Annotated in this window: 14 protein-coding genes and 5 pseudogenes; 4 read left to right on the forward strand and 15 right to left on the reverse strand. The window is 60.1% G+C overall.

Annotation, left to right across the window (positions count from 1 at the left end; translation table 11 throughout):
- Positions 1-84: 84 nt before the first annotated feature.
- Both G6N74_RS12670 and G6N74_RS12675 read right to left on the reverse strand, forming a co-directional pair.
- On the reverse strand, positions 85-2,073 hold the full coding sequence (locus G6N74_RS12670; RefSeq protein ID WP_165117784.1) for a type I secretion protein: 1,989 nt from the start codon (positions 2,071-2,073) through the stop codon (positions 85-87).
- Positions 2,074-2,201: 128 nt separating this feature from the next.
- Complete coding sequence (locus G6N74_RS12675; RefSeq protein ID WP_246245734.1) at positions 2,202-4,052, reverse strand: hypothetical protein; 1,851 nt, start codon at positions 4,050-4,052, stop codon at positions 2,202-2,204.
- 894 nt (positions 4,053-4,946) lie between these two features.
- On the opposite strand from G6N74_RS12675, the gene G6N74_RS12680 reads away from it, so the two are divergent.
- Positions 4,947-5,441: a hypothetical protein gene (locus G6N74_RS12680; RefSeq protein ID WP_165117786.1), complete on the forward strand. Its 495-nt coding sequence runs from the start codon at positions 4,947-4,949 to the stop codon at positions 5,439-5,441.
- Between the two features lie 813 nt (positions 5,442-6,254).
- On the opposite strand, the gene G6N74_RS30735 is transcribed toward G6N74_RS12680, so the two are convergent.
- Together G6N74_RS30735 and G6N74_RS31505 are read right to left on the reverse strand one after the other, a co-directional pair.
- Positions 6,255-6,749 carry a nucleotidyl transferase AbiEii/AbiGii toxin family protein gene (locus G6N74_RS30735; protein ID WP_312857867.1) on the reverse strand — a complete coding sequence of 165 codons (495 nt, stop codon included), beginning with the start codon at positions 6,747-6,749 and terminating at the stop codon, positions 6,255-6,257.
- Entirely contained in the window at positions 6,638-6,892 is a 255-nt protein-coding gene (locus G6N74_RS31505; RefSeq protein ID WP_376767705.1) for a hypothetical protein, read from the reverse strand. Before G6N74_RS31505 ends, G6N74_RS30735 begins: the two co-directional genes overlap by 112 nt.
- Positions 6,893-7,188: 296 nt before the next feature.
- Here G6N74_RS31505 and G6N74_RS31630 point away from each other — a divergent pair.
- Positions 7,189-7,329: pseudogene (locus G6N74_RS31630) on the forward strand (IS30 family transposase); the annotation flags it as partial.
- Positions 7,330-7,464: 135 nt separating this feature from the next.
- Here the strand turns inward: G6N74_RS31630 and G6N74_RS12695 are convergent.
- The 8 genes and pseudogenes from G6N74_RS12695 to G6N74_RS12730 form a co-directional block, all read right to left on the reverse strand.
- Entirely contained in the window at positions 7,465-8,364 is a 900-nt protein-coding gene (locus G6N74_RS12695; protein WP_165117788.1) for a homocysteine S-methyltransferase family protein, read from the reverse strand.
- The gene (locus tag G6N74_RS12700; protein ID WP_165117790.1) at positions 8,361-9,053 is read right to left on the reverse strand and encodes a GntR family transcriptional regulator; all 693 of its coding nucleotides are present in this window, start codon (positions 9,051-9,053) and stop codon (positions 8,361-8,363) included. Before G6N74_RS12700 ends, G6N74_RS12695 begins: the two co-directional genes overlap by 4 nt.
- Positions 9,054-9,062: 9 nt before the next feature.
- Positions 9,063-9,839, reverse strand: a complete 777-nt coding sequence (locus G6N74_RS12705; protein WP_165117792.1) for an ABC transporter ATP-binding protein — start codon at positions 9,837-9,839, stop codon at positions 9,063-9,065.
- Positions 9,836-10,522, reverse strand: coding sequence for an ABC transporter permease (locus G6N74_RS12710; protein WP_165117794.1), 687 nt, complete (start codon positions 10,520-10,522; stop codon positions 9,836-9,838). The genes G6N74_RS12705 and G6N74_RS12710 overlap by 4 nt, the downstream gene beginning before the upstream one ends.
- A gap of 1 nt (position 10,523) precedes the next feature.
- A complete protein-coding gene (locus tag G6N74_RS12715) occupies positions 10,524-11,243 on the reverse strand; it encodes an ABC transporter permease (protein ID WP_281353972.1) in 720 nt (239 codons plus the stop codon).
- A 7-nt stretch (positions 11,244-11,250) separates the two neighbouring features.
- A complete protein-coding gene (locus tag G6N74_RS12720) occupies positions 11,251-12,108 on the reverse strand; it encodes a transporter substrate-binding domain-containing protein (protein WP_165117796.1) in 858 nt (285 codons plus the stop codon).
- A 48-nt stretch (positions 12,109-12,156) separates the two neighbouring features.
- Positions 12,157-13,344: a M20 metallopeptidase family protein gene (locus G6N74_RS12725; protein WP_165117798.1), complete on the reverse strand. Its 1,188-nt coding sequence runs from the start codon at positions 13,342-13,344 to the stop codon at positions 12,157-12,159.
- A gap of 356 nt (positions 13,345-13,700) precedes the next feature.
- Positions 13,701-14,129: pseudogene (locus tag G6N74_RS12730) on the reverse strand (DUF4189 domain-containing protein); the annotation flags it as partial.
- A gap of 79 nt (positions 14,130-14,208) precedes the next feature.
- Between G6N74_RS12730 and G6N74_RS12735 the strand changes: the two are divergent.
- Entirely contained in the window at positions 14,209-14,484 is a 276-nt protein-coding gene (locus G6N74_RS12735) for an SDR family NAD(P)-dependent oxidoreductase (RefSeq protein ID WP_312857870.1), read from the forward strand.
- Here the strand turns inward: G6N74_RS12735 and G6N74_RS31635 are convergent.
- Positions 14,416-15,108, reverse strand: a pseudogene (locus G6N74_RS31635) (IS5 family transposase). The gene G6N74_RS12735 and the pseudogene G6N74_RS31635 sit on opposite strands and share 69 nt — an antisense overlap.
- 315 nt (positions 15,109-15,423) lie before the next feature.
- Here G6N74_RS31635 and fic point away from each other — a divergent pair.
- Complete coding sequence (gene fic / locus G6N74_RS12745; protein ID WP_165117875.1) at positions 15,424-16,515, forward strand: protein adenylyltransferase Fic; 1,092 nt, start codon at positions 15,424-15,426, stop codon at positions 16,513-16,515.
- A gap of 36 nt (positions 16,516-16,551) precedes the next feature.
- On the opposite strand, the pseudogene scpB reads toward fic, so the two are convergent.
- Together scpB and G6N74_RS30500 are read right to left on the reverse strand one after the other, a co-directional pair.
- Positions 16,552-17,150: pseudogene (scpB, locus tag G6N74_RS12750) on the reverse strand (SMC-Scp complex subunit ScpB).
- Positions 17,151-17,450: 300 nt separating this feature from the next.
- Positions 17,451-17,804: pseudogene (locus G6N74_RS30500) on the reverse strand (LysR family transcriptional regulator); the annotation flags it as partial.
- Between the last annotated feature and the right edge of the window lie 79 nt (positions 17,805-17,883).

Raw genomic sequence — 17,883 nt, forward strand, 5'->3', positions numbered from 1 at the left:
GAACCCGGGTTCTCCCTCGTCATTGGTGAACGGTCGCCATGGGAGATCATTGTCATCTTTCATCACGATCCTCAGAGTTCGCGCTCAGGCCAGCATCGTCTGCATCACGTCACCATGCGGTGCGTCGAGGGTAGGTTGGAGGGTGGAGGATGCAGCGTCGCCATGATCCGCGACATCGTCATCAAGGAAGGCGATGGCTTCATTGACCAATACGTCCGGGTCCCTGCCACCAAGTTCGGGATGGGCTGAAACCAGTTCCGCCTGGATCAGGATCTCGTCTGAGTACTGGTTGCCGCCGACATAGGTCTTGCCGGTCGAATCGAGGTCCACGATTTCGGCGACATTGATCAATGCGTTCGAACCGGTCGATATGCTCCAGTGCGCTTCGGGGAAGCTGTCTTCGATGCCGTTCATCGCCAGTGCGACTTCGTCGGAATCACCCAAAATGTTGGTTTGCTTTATGTATTGCAGGTCGAAAATACTGCCCGAGACATAGAGGACGCGGAGTGTGCCGATGCCCGCGAATGCAGGATCGTTCAGAATATCGGCGTCCAGTTGTTTGTTGCCGACCTTTAGATTGTCCGCCGTCTGCTTGTAGTGCGAAGGGAGTGCGGCGAAGCGATCCCCTCCACCGACGTTGACTATTCCGGCCTGATTCCAAAGCAGGTTGCCGCTGGAAGAAAGCGAGCCATCCCCGGTGGTGTGAAAACCGTTGACGCCGCCCACAAGGTCGTCATCGAGCATGACATTCATCTGCTGGATGAAATTGGCGTCATAGATGTTTCCGCCGACGATGATGAGATCGTAGTAGAGCCCCAGCTCCGTAAGGGAGACATCGTTGAGCGCGGTGTTGTCACCGGTCGTCACCGTCGTCTTGACGCCCGAGGACGACAGAACATGCACATCATCGTCCGTTACGAAGCTGAATTGCTCGATCCAGTTCATGAAGATCAGATCGCCTTCGATGCTGGTAACGGCCCAATGCTGCGGGAAGCCTCCGGCATCCACCGCTGTATTCGTATCCTCAGTGGGATCGACACGCGCGAATACCGCGATGTTGAAAGCCTCGGTCGCAGCCTCGGGATCAAAGGTCCAGCCGCTGACAAACGAACCGATCGCATCACTGTCGCTCCAGACATTGGTCTGGATGATCGCGTTCACCTCGACATAATCTCCAACCGTCGCCATGACCGGTCCGGTCAGCCAGTTGTTGGTGAGTGCTGCCGAATTGACCAGCGTGTTGCTTCCGGCTTCCAGCGTAACAGAGGCCTCGATCTCGACCGAACCCAGACTGCTGTCGGAGTGAATGGTGCCGGTGTCCTCGGCCTCATCGTCGTCATCATCAGGATCGGGAAGATGGTCTTTCAGCTTGGGCGCATCAGCGGCGATCTCACCATTGACATAGGTGCCTTCGATCACCTGCTGCTTGAGGACAAACATATCGCCGTCGTCTGCATGGTCCTCTACGAAGGTCTTGAGAGCAGTCGTGGTTCCCAGGATGAAGCCTTCAATTGCCTCTTCCGAGCCCGGCGCGTCCAAATCTCCCAATGGCGCGAGCCGTGCGGCTCCGTGCAACAACGCCGCCAGTTCAGCGCCGTGGTCAGAAACCGGACTGAATTTAAGCCCGTGCCCGCCAGCTCCGACATAGTCGTCGTCCGAAAGCCTGATTTCCTGATTGATCAGAACCACAAGCGAGCCGGGCGGATCGATCTGCAATTCGACCCGTGACGCAGCCGCAAGCTTGCCCACTGCCGACACCAGGGGAGCGTCGCGAGGCAGCGCATCCACGCCGGGAACGATACCGTCCAACGCCGGATACTGCGGGTTCAGCCACGGCTCCACAGTGGCAAGGGCGGGCGCAAGCGGCTGATAGCGCAGGCCGGGGTCCATCCCGACGAAATCGTATGGAGCCTTGCCTTCAGCATCTACGTCGCGGAGTTGATTTTGCTCGCGTGCATGAGCGCTCTGCGCCTGAAACTCGTCAAAGTCCTTGCGCGCACGCGCCTCTTCCACCGCGATCTGAAACAGACCGATGAAATGCGCGATGGTCTCGGTAATCTTGTCCATAAGCACGAGGGATCGCTCGCCTCCTTGTTGGCAACATTCCACCCAGACCGGTCAGTTTTTCTTGTTGGAAGTCTGCGCGGGGAAGCTCCCCGCGCAGACCTCAGTTCAAGTCCGCTGGAAGCGGACGTCTGTGATTAGACGTCTTCGCCAGTGAAGGTGCTGGTGAGATCCCCACCAACCACGGTCATATCGATCGTGTTTCCCTGCAGATTGGCGCCCATGACGATGCTCTGGTTGAAGGCAGTCAGATCGATGGATGCTTCGGCATGAGCTTCCGAGATGCCGTTGACGATACCGTCATCGCCATTTCCGGAACCCCATTGTCCGCCTGCACCGCCTGCGCCACCAAATCCGGTCGTCGCAGTGCCGCCATTGCCGCCGGCACCGCCATCGCCGGCCCAGGTCATGCCGCCCGTGGCGTCACCGCCATTGCCGTCGCCACCCAGAGCCGAACTCAGACCATAACCGCCGGTGCCTGCGCCGCCTGTAGCGGCGCCGACCGTGGCCGCACCACCCGTCGCCGCGCCGCCAGCGCCGCCATTGCCGCCGAGGCCATAGCCGAGACCGTAGCCGGTGCCTTCGCCAGTACCCGTACCGGTGCCAGCGCCACCTTCGCCATAGCCGCCGGCTCCGCCGGCACCACCGGCACCACCTGTGCCCCAGCCACCGGCACCGCCGGAACCTGAAGCGCCAGAGCCGCCAGTACCCGTGCCGCCTGCGCCGCCGTCACCAGCAGCACCACCTGCACCGCCTGCAGCCGCCGCAGCAGCTGCCGCGGCATCAGCCGCCGCGCCGCCCAGGGTTGCAGCAGCAGCTTCAGCATCCGCTGCCGAAGAAGCCGCGCCATTGCCACCATTACCTGCCGAGCCGGCATTGCCGCCTGCACCACCCGTTCCGGTACCGCCGTTGCCGCCGGTGCCGTCACCGCCAGCGCCGCCTGTTCCGTCACCACCGTTGCCGCCGGCTGCTCCGTCGCCGCCTGCGCCGTCACCGCCGGTGCCTACGCCGACACCGAGGCCGCCAAGGCCAATGCCAAGACCGGTGCCGCTGGCGCCAGCAGCGCCTGTTCCGCCACCTGCTCCGCCGCCGGTAGCAGTACCGCCGACAGCGCCGCCGCCAGTTCCGGCACCGCCGGTCGCGCCGCTCGACGCCGCACCGCCAATACCCTGTCCGGCGTTGGTCTGACCGCCATTGGCGTAGCCGCCATATGCGCCATCGCCGCCATTGGCTTTGGCATGACCGCCGCCACCGCCGCCGCCACCGCCGGCATCGATGCCTTCGGCACCATAGGCTTCACCGCCATTGGCGTCGCCGTTCTGGTTGAACGGTGCGTTGTTCTGAACATAGGCGTTCTCGAGCGTATCATTGTCTTCGAGATCGGCGACCTGGTTCTGGAGGAAAGCCATGTCGTTGCCGGCGCCGCTCAGGGCACCGTTGAGGATGTCGTCGAAGCTGATGTCGTCGCCCGGATTGTAATGGATTTCCCCATCGCGATTCACGAACAGATTGCCCACCGACGAGCCGTCATAGATATCGATATCGGCGAAGTCGTCGTCCGTGGGCTGCCAACCTTCAAGGTTTACATTGACGCCCACATCGACCGTCGTGGTCGAGGTGTTGGTATTCGAATTGGTGTTGGTGCTGGAATTTTCGTTGAGATTGCCATTGAGGTTCAGGTTGCCGTTGCCATTGAGGTTTCCATTACCATTCAGGTTGCCGTTGTCGTTGTAAGACACGCTTTCCTGATACTGGTCCTGGCCTTGACCTTGGCCCTGATCCTGGCCTTGTCCCTGACCTTGATCCTGGCCCTGTCCTTGGCCCTGCCCCTGGCCTTGTCCCTGACCTTGACCTTGGCCTTGGCCCTGATCCTGGTTCTGGCTTTGATCGCCCGGGTCATAGATGATGTCGTCGAACGCGACGTTGTACTGGTCGTCTCCCAGCAGCTGAACGCCGAGCTGTTGAGTACCGTTGTTCTTGTTGGCCATTTCGATGTCCTCGAGTGAGGCCGCGGGCCGCATGACCACCATTCTTCTGTTACGGGGTCTTGAGCTTGCCGCGGACGGTTGAGTTTCAACTGGAATACACAGGCACGTCGTTCCGGATGCCGGGGGCTGACGCCCTCGGATCTCCGGTACTCCTGATCGCGGACAGAGACGTGCGGACCCACTCCACACGACAACATACGGCGCCGCACGCCTCCGCCTGAGCTAATACGCCTGGTTCAACCGAACCGCTCCGGCACTTAGCTCTCGCCCGCGCCCAGGAACTGAAACTTTGTGCCTCGGCCACCAAAAGTAACAGATACCAATTCGAGCTAGTCCTCTCGCGCTCTATTCTGCTTACAACGATGTAGTTTTAGGAAACGCATTACAAAATCATAAGTAAAGCTGTCAGTTGTATTTCCTTCCAGTTAAAAGAGTTCATGAAGCCGCTGTATCGAGCAGCTCAGCTTCACATCTCCTCCAACACGTTGTCTTTGCAGGCTTATGCATGGCCGCCCTGAGAATTCCGTCTCCTGGTCTCTCGATGCCGACATGACAACAAGACTACGATCCACAATTCCAGGGGAAAGCAAAATACAGCACTTCAACTTATGATTTTCGGCCCAAAAGAAGTAAGCATCCATTTGGCTTAACTCCTATGGCCTATTTAATCTCCCATACTGAGAGGTATTCAATATTAATTTTACAATATAAAATAAATGATGGCGAAGATTAAATCCATTCATGCGCCTTCATCTCGAAGAGAGAGGAAATTTTTGTTGCGGCTCGAAATATATGTCCTTTGGTCATAAGTAGAAAAATGAAGAACACCGAAGCAGAGAAAGCCAACTCCAGAGACGCCGCAGCCGCCATGACAATCATTCCGGAGCGCTTTCGATGAACAAACCCATCCCTCGTTTCCAGGAGATACTGCTGCTCACCGGCCAGCTGAACTATACTTGGACGAACACCGAGAGCCTGCTCATCTATCTCATCGCCGGTCTTGCCCAGGTCGACAAAGAGACCGCAATCGTGATTTTCCTGACGCTGAACACCACACGAGCCCGCATCGAGCTTGTCGAGCGCCTGACCAAGCTGCCCAAAACACCCGCCGAACGCCGGCGCGAGATACTGGCGGTAACCGAGAAAATGACGCAGGAAGCCAAGCTGCGCAACAAATACAGCCACTGCATATATTCCTTTGACGGGGATGGAGAAGCCGGAAGCACACAATTGATGAGAATATTTGATACAAAAAACGAAATTCGATATGGAAAGATTGAAGAAATCAACGGTACTGAAATAAAGAAAATAGAAAATTGCATCGAAAACCTAATCGCCATTAATAAGCAGATATGGAAACTCGTCAAAGATTATTCATATCCGTGCTGATACATTAAATAAATTTCATATTTTTTATGACATTGCTGGCGATAAACCTGGGCATCGGCGCGGTGCTGATGGAACAATGGCGACGCTTGTACCCAACTCGGTCGGTCTGACCGTTCGCCCTACGCCGCGGCCGCACTTAGGTTCTGGTGTCGGCCAGCTTCGGCGATTGAGCCCCGTTCGAGTACGGCAATCAGGGTCTCCAAAAATCGCGTGTCCATGTGCTTTTATCAACGCTTCTTACTTCGCGGTCCAGCATGCGGCACCGTTGGCCCCCGCTTGGATACCGTTATTTTAGGAACTGTGAAAATGCGAGTGCATGATTCTGCACACAATTGAATCTCGATGCGGCGATTTTGGGAGAGCAAACGTAATACGTTTGCGGCTGCGGCCTGACTTTAGCCTACCTTCGGCCAACCGGTAAGCAGCCGTGACGCCAATATTCTTGGCACAAACACAGCAGCATATCTGTTTTCCTCGTGATGAACCAAGCCGTCTGCGGGTCAAATCCTCATGCCAGAGTTCACCTGCGCTCCGAGATTATCAGTGTACAGCCGCATACATTACTGTTTCCTCATTGGCCCGGTCGGCGTCGAATTCTTCAACGATGCGCCCTTGCCGGCAAACCAAGATACGGTCTGAAATTTGCAGAATTTCGGACAGATTAAGACGAGATCACCATTACTACAATGAGTCGATGGAGGCGTCCTGCCCTTCGGGACCTGGCCTGTCTTCAACAAGACCCACCCCTTGCGCGGCTCCCAGTGCCAATTGCCTTCCGCGAACTCAGTCAATGGAAGGAAGAACCGGGCAAGGTCAGCGATAACCACGGCCAGTTCGAGAGGGGCGGCCGCCATATGTTCGCGACCGAGAAACGCCAGCCACTGCCGATCCCAAACTTCGGCATAGGCTTCGCTGAGACCCGTTGCTCTCTTTTGGAATATCCGTCCGTCGCCTCGTGAAAGTCTGCTGCACCGCCTCTGTGAGCGCGGACCGCTCAAGCTCGAAGGTCTCCGCGATCAGCCAGAGATCGTAGAAATCCTTCAACCGACTATTCGCCATGCCGAGCGTCACCATAGCCTCGAATTTCTCCGCAACCACGGCCGCAACCGGATAGGCTCGCAGGTGCGGCGCAGGCGCGTCGAGTAACGACGGGTATTCTATGTCGACTGGCACAGGCGTGACCGCATCACCGAAGCCTATGTCCACCTGGATGGGAATGCGGGCGCCTGCAATGGTGGCAGTCGTGCGCACGCGGACACCGCCATACTCGACTTCCTCACGGATCGGCGCGGCTTCGAGGGCGTCCACGTCGAAAACGACGCCGTCATCGGCGACCGGCTGCGTGCAAATGGAGCCTCAGCGATGGCCTTCGGGCTGTTCTCGCCATAGCCCAGCAGATCGAGGTCACGCGTCGGTCGAAACGGGTCGGCGACCCAGGTCACGAACAGCATCGCGGCCTTCAGGATGAAACGGTCGCGATGCTCAGAAAGGCTCAGCCGGTAAAGGAGTCTTTCGAGCGCATAGCGCGTCAACAGGATCTGAAAGTCCTGACGCTCCGCGCGAGATCTATCCAGCAGCCGGGCGCGCACCGATGCCCGACGTTTTTCCTTGGTTCACGCGTCATCAGCCACCGACGCCTCGACATAGGGCCTCATGGTCCACCAGATTCTGGCCTTTTTCGCATACGCCCAGAGTTCGTAGCTTGTGGTCTTGCGCTGCCGAAGTCCCTCGCGCAGACCCTCCAGCGCAGCATCGAGGCCGACTTTGGCCCGACGGTGTCAGTCTCGTCCGTCTCTGCGCGGAAACGATCTATCGCTTCATTTATGGCAAGGACGATTATGGTCTCGGCCTCTACCGCTATCTTCCAATGTTTAGATCGGGACGGCGATTGATTTATGATGAAAGTGGTTGCGGGGGGCTCGCAACCACCGAGAGCGACATTTACTTCTGATAGCTGCTTGAACGAGTTCTCATGATTTGATCCGGGAGCCCATCGGCCACTGCCTGTGTCAGGCGCGATTCCTCAATGTCCACTGCTGCCCATATGCCCTGCCAGATGGTGGATATGATCGGTGCCTATGCCGCAACAGCCACCGATGATCGAGGCGCCCTTCGCGGCCCAGCCATCGGCCCAGCCGCAGTAGGAGTTCGGGTCGAGATCGGCCCGTATGTCCGAGATCACCTCGTTGGCCGCGCCATCCTCGTCCTGCGAGCCGAAGGCGTTAGCGTAGACGCCGAGCGATAGGCCGGGAGCCGCAGCACGCGCGGCCTCAAGTGCCGCGCCCATCACCTCGGGCATGGAGCAGTTGAAGAGCAGCGCCTCCGCGCGCGCCTCCAGCGCGAAGCGAGCGGCATCGGCCACACTCTCCCCGGATCGCAATTGCGGCTCGGGCATGTCCTGCGGCGCGACATCGTCCCTGAGCGTGAAGGACAGCCAGACCGGCTTGCCGCTGCCGCGCACCGCCGCCACGGCGGCCCGCGCTTCCTCGAGGCTGCTCTGCGTCTCAGCGAGCCAGAGATCGACATGCGGTGCGAGACCTGCGACCAGCACCGAGAGGTAATCCTGCGCGAGATCGGCGAGGAACAGCTCTGGCTGATAGGAGCCGAACACCGGCGGAAGCGAACCCGCGACCTTCACGCCTGCTCCCGTATCGGCGGCCTCGCGGGCGAGACGCCCGGCCAGCGACGCCAGCTCGGCGCCACGTGCGCGAAACCGCTCCTCTCCGATATGGAAAGGCACCAGCGCGTAGGAATTGGTGGTGATGACTTTCGCGCCCGCACGCACATAGTCTTCATGTACGTGCCGAACGAGATCGGGCGCTTCCATCAGCGCCAGCGCGGACCATTCCGGCTGGCGGAAGGGCGCGCCGATGCGCTCGAGTTCGCGGCCCATGCCGCCGTCGAGGATGGTGATGTCGTTCATGCCTGCTCCTGTTGCGGTGGCGTCGCGCCGCGTGCGTGAAGTTCGTGAAAGCCGGTCACATCCAGCTCGATCGATTCCGCGATATGATCGCGGACCGCCTGTTCCGCCGCGTCGGGGCTTCCCGTCATCAGCGTGTCGAACAGGCACTGATGGTCGCTGACCAGCGGCTGGCGGCAAGGCCAGTGCGCCTCGGACCAGCGGTAGAGCCATTCCATCTTGTCGGCCAGCAGCCCGTGGCGGCGAATGAGATGCTGGTGCCCGGTCTGCTCGACGAAGCTCGCATGGAAGCCGAGATCGGCCGCCACCCGCGCATCCGTGCCGGCATCGTTGGCAGCAGGCAGCGCTGCAAAGGCGGCCTCGACCAGCTTGGTGCCGAATTCGGTGCGACGCTCCGCCAGGATGCGCGCGCCAAGCCCCTCGAAGGCCGCGCGCAGCGTATAGATTTCCCAGATCGCCTGCGCGTCGAGCACTGCTACGCGCCAGCTCGAATAAGGCGTGCGGGTCACCAGCTCCTGCGCTTCCATGGCAAAAAGCGCCGAGCGCACCGTGCCACGGCCGAGGCCAATGCGGTCGGTCAGGTCCAGCTCGGTTAGCACCGCGCCCGGCGCGAAATCGCCCCTGACGATGGCTTCGCGCAGCCATTCGGTGGCCTGATCCTGAAGGCTCTTGCGCTGGATGGGTTGACGCATCACGGTCCTCTAGCGGTTGCGGTCGAAATGGCCGCTGAGAAAGGCGCGGCAACGTTCCGACGAAGGATTGCCGAATAGCTGCTCCGGCGTTCCAGCCTCCTCTATCAGCCCTTGATGCAGGAACACCACCTGCGACGAGACCTCGCGCGCAAAACCCATCTCATGGGTGACGATGAGCATGGTACGGCCTTCGTCGGCCAGAGCGCGGATCACCTTCAGCACCTCTCCCACGAGCTCCGGGTCGAGCGCCGAAGTCGGCTCGTCGAACAGGATGGCGCGGGGCCGCTGGGCGAGCGCGCGCGCGATCGCCACGCGTTGCTGCTGACCGCCGGAAAGATGTGCGGGCCAGGCGTCACGCTTTTCTGCGAGCCCGACCTTTTCCAGAAGCGCCGTTGCTTCCTCTTCCGCTTCCGCGCGGGGGCGCTTCTGGACGAAGAGCGGTGCCTCGACCACGTTTTGCAGCACAGTGCGGTGCGGCCAGAGATTGAAATTCTGGAAGACGAAACCGAGATGGCCGCGCATCCGCCGCGCCACGGATTCCTGGCCGCGCGTGAGCCTGCCTCCCTCAGGCGAAAGATTGTCCTCACCCACCGTCACTGTTCCAGCATCGGGTATTTCCAGCATGGGTATGCAGCGCAGGAGGGTGCTCTTGCCCGAGCCGCTCGCCCCGATCAGCGAGATGACGTCGCCGTCCCTGGCGGAAAGGTCGATGCCGCGCAGCACCTCATTGCTGCCGAAGCTCTTGTGCAGACCGGCGATGGAAAGAGCGGTGGAGGGGAGGCTCATGGCGTCACTCCGAACTGCCAGGGCGAAAGACGGCGCTCGACCCAGGCCGAAAGCCGCGTCACGAGAAGGGACAGCGCGAGATAGATCACTGCCGCACATAAGAAAATTTCGACCGCACGCCATGTTTCCGAGACGGCGGCGCGGGCGATGCCCGTCACCTCCATCAGCGTGATTGTGGAAACCAGCGCCGTTGATTTCAGGATCGAGATCACCTCGTTGGAATAGGCCGGCAGTGCCTGCCGGATGGCGATGGGCAGGGTGATGCGGCGCAGAACCGTAAACCGCGTCATACCCGAGACGCGCCCCGCCTCGACCGCCCCTTTTGGAACGGAGCGCAGGCCACCGCGCAGGATTTCGGACGTATAGGCCGCGTCGTTCAGGATCAGCGCCAGCAGCCCGCACCAGTAAGGCTCGCGCAGGAAGGGCCAGAAGAAACTCTGCCGGACGAAGCCGAAGCCCGCCAACCCATAATAGATCATGAATATCTGGATCAGCAGCGGAGTGCCGCGAAACACGAAGACATAGGCCGACGCGACCGCATTGCCTATCCGCGTGGCACGCATGAGGTTCAGAGCCAGCGCGAGGCTGAACCCGCCCAGCAGCGCCAGGATGCCGAGGTTCAACGTCAGCGGCAGGCCCATGAGAAGCTGGGCGAACATGCCCGCGAAGAAGTCAAAATCCATCTCAGACCCCGCCCTGCTCATGCCCGCGCAGGCTGCGCTTTTCCGCGAGGCGGAAGAACTGATCGGAAAGCGTGGTGATGATCAGGTAGATCACACCTCCCGCCGCATAGAAGAGGAAATGCTCCTGCGTGGTGCCCGCCGCGACCGAAACCTGACGCATGGTCTCGACCAGCCCGGTCACGGAAACGAGGGCGGATTCCTTGATCACCGACTGCCACTGGTTGCCCATGCCGGGAACGGCCGTCACCATGGCCTGCGGCGCGATGATGCGGCGGAACAAGGTGAACCGCGTCATGCCCGAGACGCGCCCCGCCTCGATCGTGCCCTTCGGTACCGCCTGATAGGCCCCGCGCAGCACCTCGGACTGGCTGGCGGCCGAGATCAGCCCGATCGCCAGCATTCCGGACACGAAGCCGCTGATGTCGAACGGCCCCGGCAGGCCGAGCGCGGTACCGACGGCAGTGACCACCTGACGGCCGCCGAAATAGAAGAGGTAGATGACCAGGATGTCCGGCACGCCGCGGAAAATCGTGACGTAGATTTCGGCCAGCTTGCGCAGCGGCCAGTTGCCCGCCACCCTCGCCCAGGCGATCAGCGTGCCGAGCATCAGCCCGCAGAAGAAAGCCGAGACCGAGACATAAAGCGTCATGAGGCCGGCGCGCGCAAGCGCCAGCCCCCATCCGTCCGGCCCGAAGCCGATAAGTGTCAGGTCGCCGGGCAATCCCGCCTCAGAGCGTCGGCGTCACGACCATGCCGAACCACTTGTTCGACAGGTCGGCCAGCGTGCCATCGTCCGACATTTCCTTCAGCCCCTTGCTGAGCAGCCCGGCCAGTTCCTTGTCGCCCTTCTGCACGACGATGGCCGCGCCGCGCCCCATGACGCCGCCCATGAAGGATGGGCCGGTGGCCGTGGCGGTCTCGACGTTCTTTTCGAGGAAGGCCGAGATGTTGGTGACGGAGGCCATGCCGGCGTCGAGCCGCCCGTTGGTCAGGTCCTGATAGACCTCGGGGCCAGTCTGGTAGGAGCGGATGGTCACGCCCTTGTCGGCCAGATACTTGTTGAGGAAGTCGAACTGGATGGTCGAGACATGGACGCCCACGGTCTTGCCGTTCAGCACCTTGGCGATTGCCGCAATGGCTGCATCGGTGGCGGCCGCGTCGTCGAGATCGACGAAAGTACCGGCGCCCGGCAGCTCGATGCCGCTTTCCTTCATCACCGCGAAGGTTGAGCCTCCGGTCGTGTAGGGCAGCGAGAAGTCGACCACTTCGAGGCGCTTGTCGGTGACCGAAACGGAGTCGATCACGCCATTGTACTTGCCGTCGATCAGCCCCTGGATCATGCCGTCCCAGGCTTGGGCGATCACTTCGTAGTCGAAGTCGGCGCGCTTCGCGATCTCTGCAAGCATGTCCAGCTCGAAGCCGTACAGTTCGCCGTTCGGGCGCGTCATGTTGAAAGGCGGGAACGCGCCTTCGGTAGCGAAGACATATTTCTTGCGGCCCTGCGCCAGAAGGGCGGAAGGAGCGACGGCAAGCCCGGCGACGGCTGCGAGGCCCATGCGCAGGAAGGTTTTGCGGGTAATGTTCATGCGGAAATCATCCTTGGCAAAAAAGGTTGAGACGGAAGGTTTGATGGATCAGGAAAGCAGGTCCACCGCCATGCGCGTGAGCGCGATGGCGCTTTGCCCGATGCAGGCTTCGTCGGGCTGGTAGTCGGAATTGTGCACGCGGTCGTCGCGGCCGGGCTGGCCCGAGCCGATGAATATCTGCACTGAAGGCATCAGCTCGGAGAAATAGGAGAAGTCCTCCGCTCCGAAGCTCGATCCCTGCTCGACATGCGGGGCCGAACCGAACTGGTGGCCCAGTACGGAGAGAGCGCGGTCGACTAGAGCGTCGTCGTTCATCAGGGGTGGCGCGCCGCGCGCATAGTCGATCTCAACCCTGGCGTTAAGCGCCTGGGCGGTGCCTTCGCAAATGCGACGGAACGCGGCCTCGGCCAGATCGCGCGCCTGCGGCGAACGGCAGCGCACCGTGCCCTCGAACATGCAACTGTCGGGGATGATGTTCTGTGTCGCGCCGCCCTCGATATGGCCGATGGTCAGGACGGCGGACTGCGCCGGGTCCATCTCGCGCGAAATCACGGTCTGGAGCTGGGCGATCATGTGGGCGCTGGCGACGATCGGATCGACGGCGGCATGCGGCCGCGCCGCATGGCCCGACTTGCCGCGCACCACCACCTTGAACTCGTCGCTCGACGCGGTACTCGCGCCGCGATTCAGCAGCACCTGCCCCGCCGCCAACTCCGGGCGATTGTGGAAGGCGACGGCAATATCGGCGCCTTCAGCCGCGCCGTCCGCCACCATCGCGGCCGCGCCACTCTCCTGCGTTTCCTCAGCGGGCTGGAAGACCAGCCGGATCGAGCCGCGCAGGCTTGGCGCGAGCGAGACCAGCGCATGTGCTGCGCCCAGAAGCGAGGCGGTGTGAAGATCATGCCCACAGGCATGCATCCGGCCGAGAACAGTTGAAGCGTACGGCAAACCGGTCTGCTCCTCGATCGGTAAGGCATCCATGTCTGCCCGCAGGATCACGCAAGGTCCGGGAAGGCCGCCCACGATCTCGGCCACCACGCCGGTTCGGCCTATGCCTGTGCGAACGTCGAGCCCCAGCGCGCCCAGTTCCCCCGCGACCAGAGCGGCTGTGCGGATTGTGTCGAAACCGGTTTCGGGATGGGCGTGAATGTCGCGGCGCAGCTCGATCAGCCGGGGCTCGATCTTGCGTATAAGCTCTTCGATTTCGGGCCCGGGGTCGTTGCGACGGTCGGACATCAGCTTTTGCACCTTTGAAAATGGTGCGCCCTGCTTGATGCTACGGCCGTTTATTGTCAAGGATCGACAATCGATGATTGCGCATCGAAATAGAATGGATTTCCAACGGCCGAAGAGGCGCCTCCAAGCACAGAGCCGTAAGCATGACAGGAAGCGGATGTATGCCGCTTGGTATTGGGAACGAGATCGCGACTAGAACAACCGCTTTTAGCGGGGACATGAATTCGCGTTTAACGCCGCAAGACGATCGCAGCTGTTAAACCATTGGGCGAGGCCGGAATGTCATGGCTGTATCGCGAGTTGTCGCAGCCCTTGACGATTGACACCTGCCCGATCTCCATCGTGGCCGCCGCGAGACATACCCATTCAAGAATCTTACATTTCGTCCCAGACCCCTCACAGGCTGTAAGAGCAAGGTCTTTCGGCTTCCCGGCGTGTTGGCGCCGATTTTGCGCTCCATGGCGTAAGACGGCTGCCCTTTTCCTTGCCGATCGCGAGTGCGCCGCAATGGAAATAGGGAAAGCCGGTATTGTCGTCGTCGTCGTCGCAATGTCGATGGTAGCGAAACACCTCAACGACAACGCATCCCTTGCCGTCAGCGTTCTCACAATGCTTGAGCGCAATATCCATTGCCGCTTGTCGGCACCCCAAAAGAAACCATGCTTCTCATCATTCTCGGAATAGGCGATCGCTGCCCAGATGTCGCGCTCCTCTTGAGGTGGCGGAGCCGGTACATCCGGAACCGATGTAAGGAGATCAGCCGCGTGACATCGCAGCTCTCCAATTGACGATAGAACGGGTCAGGCGGAATCTCGGCGATATTTCGTTCTGATCAACAACGATGCCAACGACACTCGACACAAGATTGAAGACGTTACAGTCGAATATTGGGACGACCGAATGGCGATCAATCAACGCCCAATGTTCTTCGCCGCACAAGCCGTCATTCCGCAGCTGAAACGTCTCGGCGGCGGGTCAATTATCAACTTCGGATCAGTAAGCACGCGCATTGGTTCGAACTTTCCAGCCTACATGACCGCCAAAGCTGGTGCGCATGGTTTGACAAAAGGATTAGGTCCTGTTGACAAAGTATGGGAGCCATATCCGTGCAGCGGCGATGGCCAAGAATGCAGCAAATGATGTTTTAGTCTTGTCATAGCGCGTGGCAATTCGTCGGAACTGTTTGATACGATTGAACATGCGCTCGATGCGGTTGCGATTCTTGTATGCCCGGTAATCGCAGTTTGGTGGGTTTTTCCGGGTTGAGCGGTATCCCTTATCGGCGAGCATTTGACGCGGTCGGTTTACCGGCATGGCAAGAAGAGCGAGAACGGCGATGTAGTCGGATGTTTCGCCGCCTGTCAGGACAAAGCCAAGAGGGCGTCCCTGACCATCGGCGCGGGCATGGATTTTTGTGGTAAACTCGCCGCGTGATCGACCAAAAGCTTCCTTATGAGTCCCCCTTTAGCGCCCGCTGCCTGCGAATGGCCGCGAACCGTGGTGCTGTCGAGCATATGCTGCCAGTCGTCAGTGAGCCCCCAGTTCAACGAGGTCGGCCCATCGGCGGAAGCGGACATAGACCGAATTCCACTTTCCATATCGTTCGTGCATGTCCCGCCACGGACACCCGACGCGCAAGACATGAAGCATCCCGTTCATAAAGCGACGGTTATCGTAGAATGGACGGGACTTGCGCCCGCGCTCCGCAGGCAGCAGTTTCTCGATTATCTGCCATTCTTCGTCCGCCAAGTCGCCTCGTGCCAAAGCCGCCTCCAAAATGCAGCTTTGAATCACAATCCGCTGGGATTGGGAATCCACAGGGTAGCGCACGAGGCAAAAACAGCTACTGATCAAACCCATATCGGGCAATAGCGAGAGGCAGATGTCATCAACAGAAACTGATCAGGCTCGGCGTAGTCAGAGACACTCGAAGAAGCGGGCAGGTGGGTAGCTACGCGCGTCGGCATTGACTGGCTACGTATGTGTCGATATATTCTAATTTTATCGACATGTAATCGCGATGTGTCGATGACGACGACATGTGCTGGCAATGTGTCGATTGAGGCGGGGTTAATCGACATGACGTTTCGGCCAGACATTCCCTACAACGACCTACCGCCGTTGCCTCCTGCTACGGATATCGAGACGAAGGCTGTTCTGAAAGCCTGCATTGCCGCGCGCGCAGCCTTGGCTGAACTCAAGGTCTCTGGACAGCTCATTCCAAACCAGGCTGTTCTGATCAACTCCATTCCACTGCTGGAGGCCCAAGCCAGTTCCGAGATCGAGAACATCGTCACGACGACTGACAAACTGTTCCAGTTCGCTAACGAGGCTGGCGTACAGGCCGATCCTGCGACCAAGGAAGCGCTGCGCTATCGCACAGCGTTGAGCGAAGGTTTTGACATGCTGCGCCGCCGCCCTGTATCGACGTCGACGGCAATCGCCGTCTGCAGCACGATCAAAGGTGTCGACCTGGATATTCGGGCGACACCGGGAACGGCTCTGATGAATGAGGCCACCGGCACCGTTATTTATACGCCGCCGGAAGGGCAGAAGCTGCTACGGGATAAACTGGCCAACTGGGAACGCTTCATTCACGAAGCCGAAGACGTTGATCCGCTCATCCGGTTGGCCGTCATGCACTACCAGTTCGAGGCCATCCATCCGTTCGTCGACGGCAACGGTCGAACCGGTCGCGTCCTCAACCTTCTTTACCTCGTCGACAAGGGATTGCTGGACATCCCGGTGCTCTATCTGAGCCGCTACATCATTGCCAACAAGCGTGCCTACTATGACGGACTTCTCGCCGTCACGACCGATGGGGCTTGGGAGAGTTGGATACTGTACATGCTCGAAGCGGTTCGGGAGACAGCTGTCTGGTCTACCGCGCGCATTGGCGCGATCCGTAACCTCCTCGACCAAACTGCCGAGAAAATGAGGGGCGAGTTGTCGAAGATCTATTCGCGCGAGCTGGCCGAGGTGATATTTGTGAATCCCTATTGCCGCATCAGCGATCTGGTCGCGGCCGGCATCGCCAAGCGACAGGCGGCGTCCACCTATCTCCAGGCCATGGCAGAGCACGGGCTGCTTGAGCAGATGAAAGTCGGCCGGGAAAGCCTTTATATCAATCCGGCGTTGCTGGCTCTGCTGAGGGACCGAACCGCAACTTGACCAAGCCACAGAGCAAGGCGTGGTGAGCGCAGACGCTTAAAGCGAGAGATCTTCCTCGAGCCTATCCGCCGAATCAGCTGGGGTCGCGGGAAACATCCCGTGTTCCGTCCCGCCACCTCCCTCCCCTAGCAGGCCGGCATCCTGAAGCATTTCGAGCTTCGGCAGATCGCGCAGCGTCTCCAGGCCAAAGGCCGAGAGGAAGTGTTTTGTGGTGACATAGGTATAGGGCGCGCCGGGCGTCGGGCTGCGCGGTCCGGAGGCGATGAAGCCGACATCGCGCAGGCTGGCTATGGTATCGCGCGAGACCTCCTTGCCAAAAATTTTGCTCAGGTCGCCCCATGTCACCGGCTGATAATACGCAATTGCCATCAGCGCCGTCGCTTCGCCATCGGAGAGACTTGCCGTGGCCGACCGCGTCGGTACCGCCGCAGCGCGAATTGCGGGCGCGTAAGCCAACGGCTTCGGTGCTGCCAGCCGTCGGCGACAGCGACAAGCTCGTAGGGCCGGGAACTGAGTTCCTCGCGCAAATCATCAATGAGCAGGTCGATGCTGCAATCTTTCCCGACCACCCGCGCCAGCGTCTCACGGTCGACGGGCTCGGCAGCAGCAAACAAGACCGCCTCGACGCGTAGCATCCATTCGCGCCAACGCAAGGCCGGCGGCAGATTTTCCAGCTCGCGATCGAAGGAGACGTCGTGTCCGGGTGTTTTGCCTCCGGCCGTCGTTTTGTCAGCGCGCGCTGTCTTCCTGGCTTTGGCTCCGCTCATGGTCACAGTCCAAAAATTCGGAACGAAGAACGGCCGGAGAGTTCGCGCACAGACATACAAGAGTAGCTGCTTCGGGCTATGGCGGGGGACAATTGCAGACATCAAGTTCGGCTCATGGCGTAGGGTAATCCATCCGAGAGACTTGGGTACCGGAAAATGCGGCTGCATAATCAGGGCTGTATCGAGGTCTCCTGCAAGGACGGCGTGATACAGATCGACCGATGAGCCTGGCATCAGAAAATACTCGATCTGCGGAAACCGCATGCTCAGCTTTGCTATGATTTCGGGAATTTGGCCCGTGAGCGCCGTCGCGGTCGTACCAATCCGCACCTGTCCAGCCGGCAAGTCATCCGCCGCGATCGCCCGAAGATCGCAGGCTGCCTTGACCAGATTTGGTCCGTGTCGCTGGACGGCCATCCCGGCTGCCGTCGACCTCACGGTCCGCCCCACACGCGAGACGAGGGTTTGCCCCAATTCAGCTTCGAGAGCGCGTATACGCTGCGCCACGGCGGCTGGAGTCACATTCAACCGTCGGGCAGCCTGAGCGAACGAGCCGCATTCCGCGACCAAGAAAACTTTCCAGAAACCAGGTATCCATAAA

This window comes from Mesorhizobium zhangyense (genome assembly GCF_011045115.1).
Classification (GTDB): domain Bacteria; phylum Pseudomonadota; class Alphaproteobacteria; order Rhizobiales; family Rhizobiaceae; genus Mesorhizobium_M; species Mesorhizobium_M zhangyense.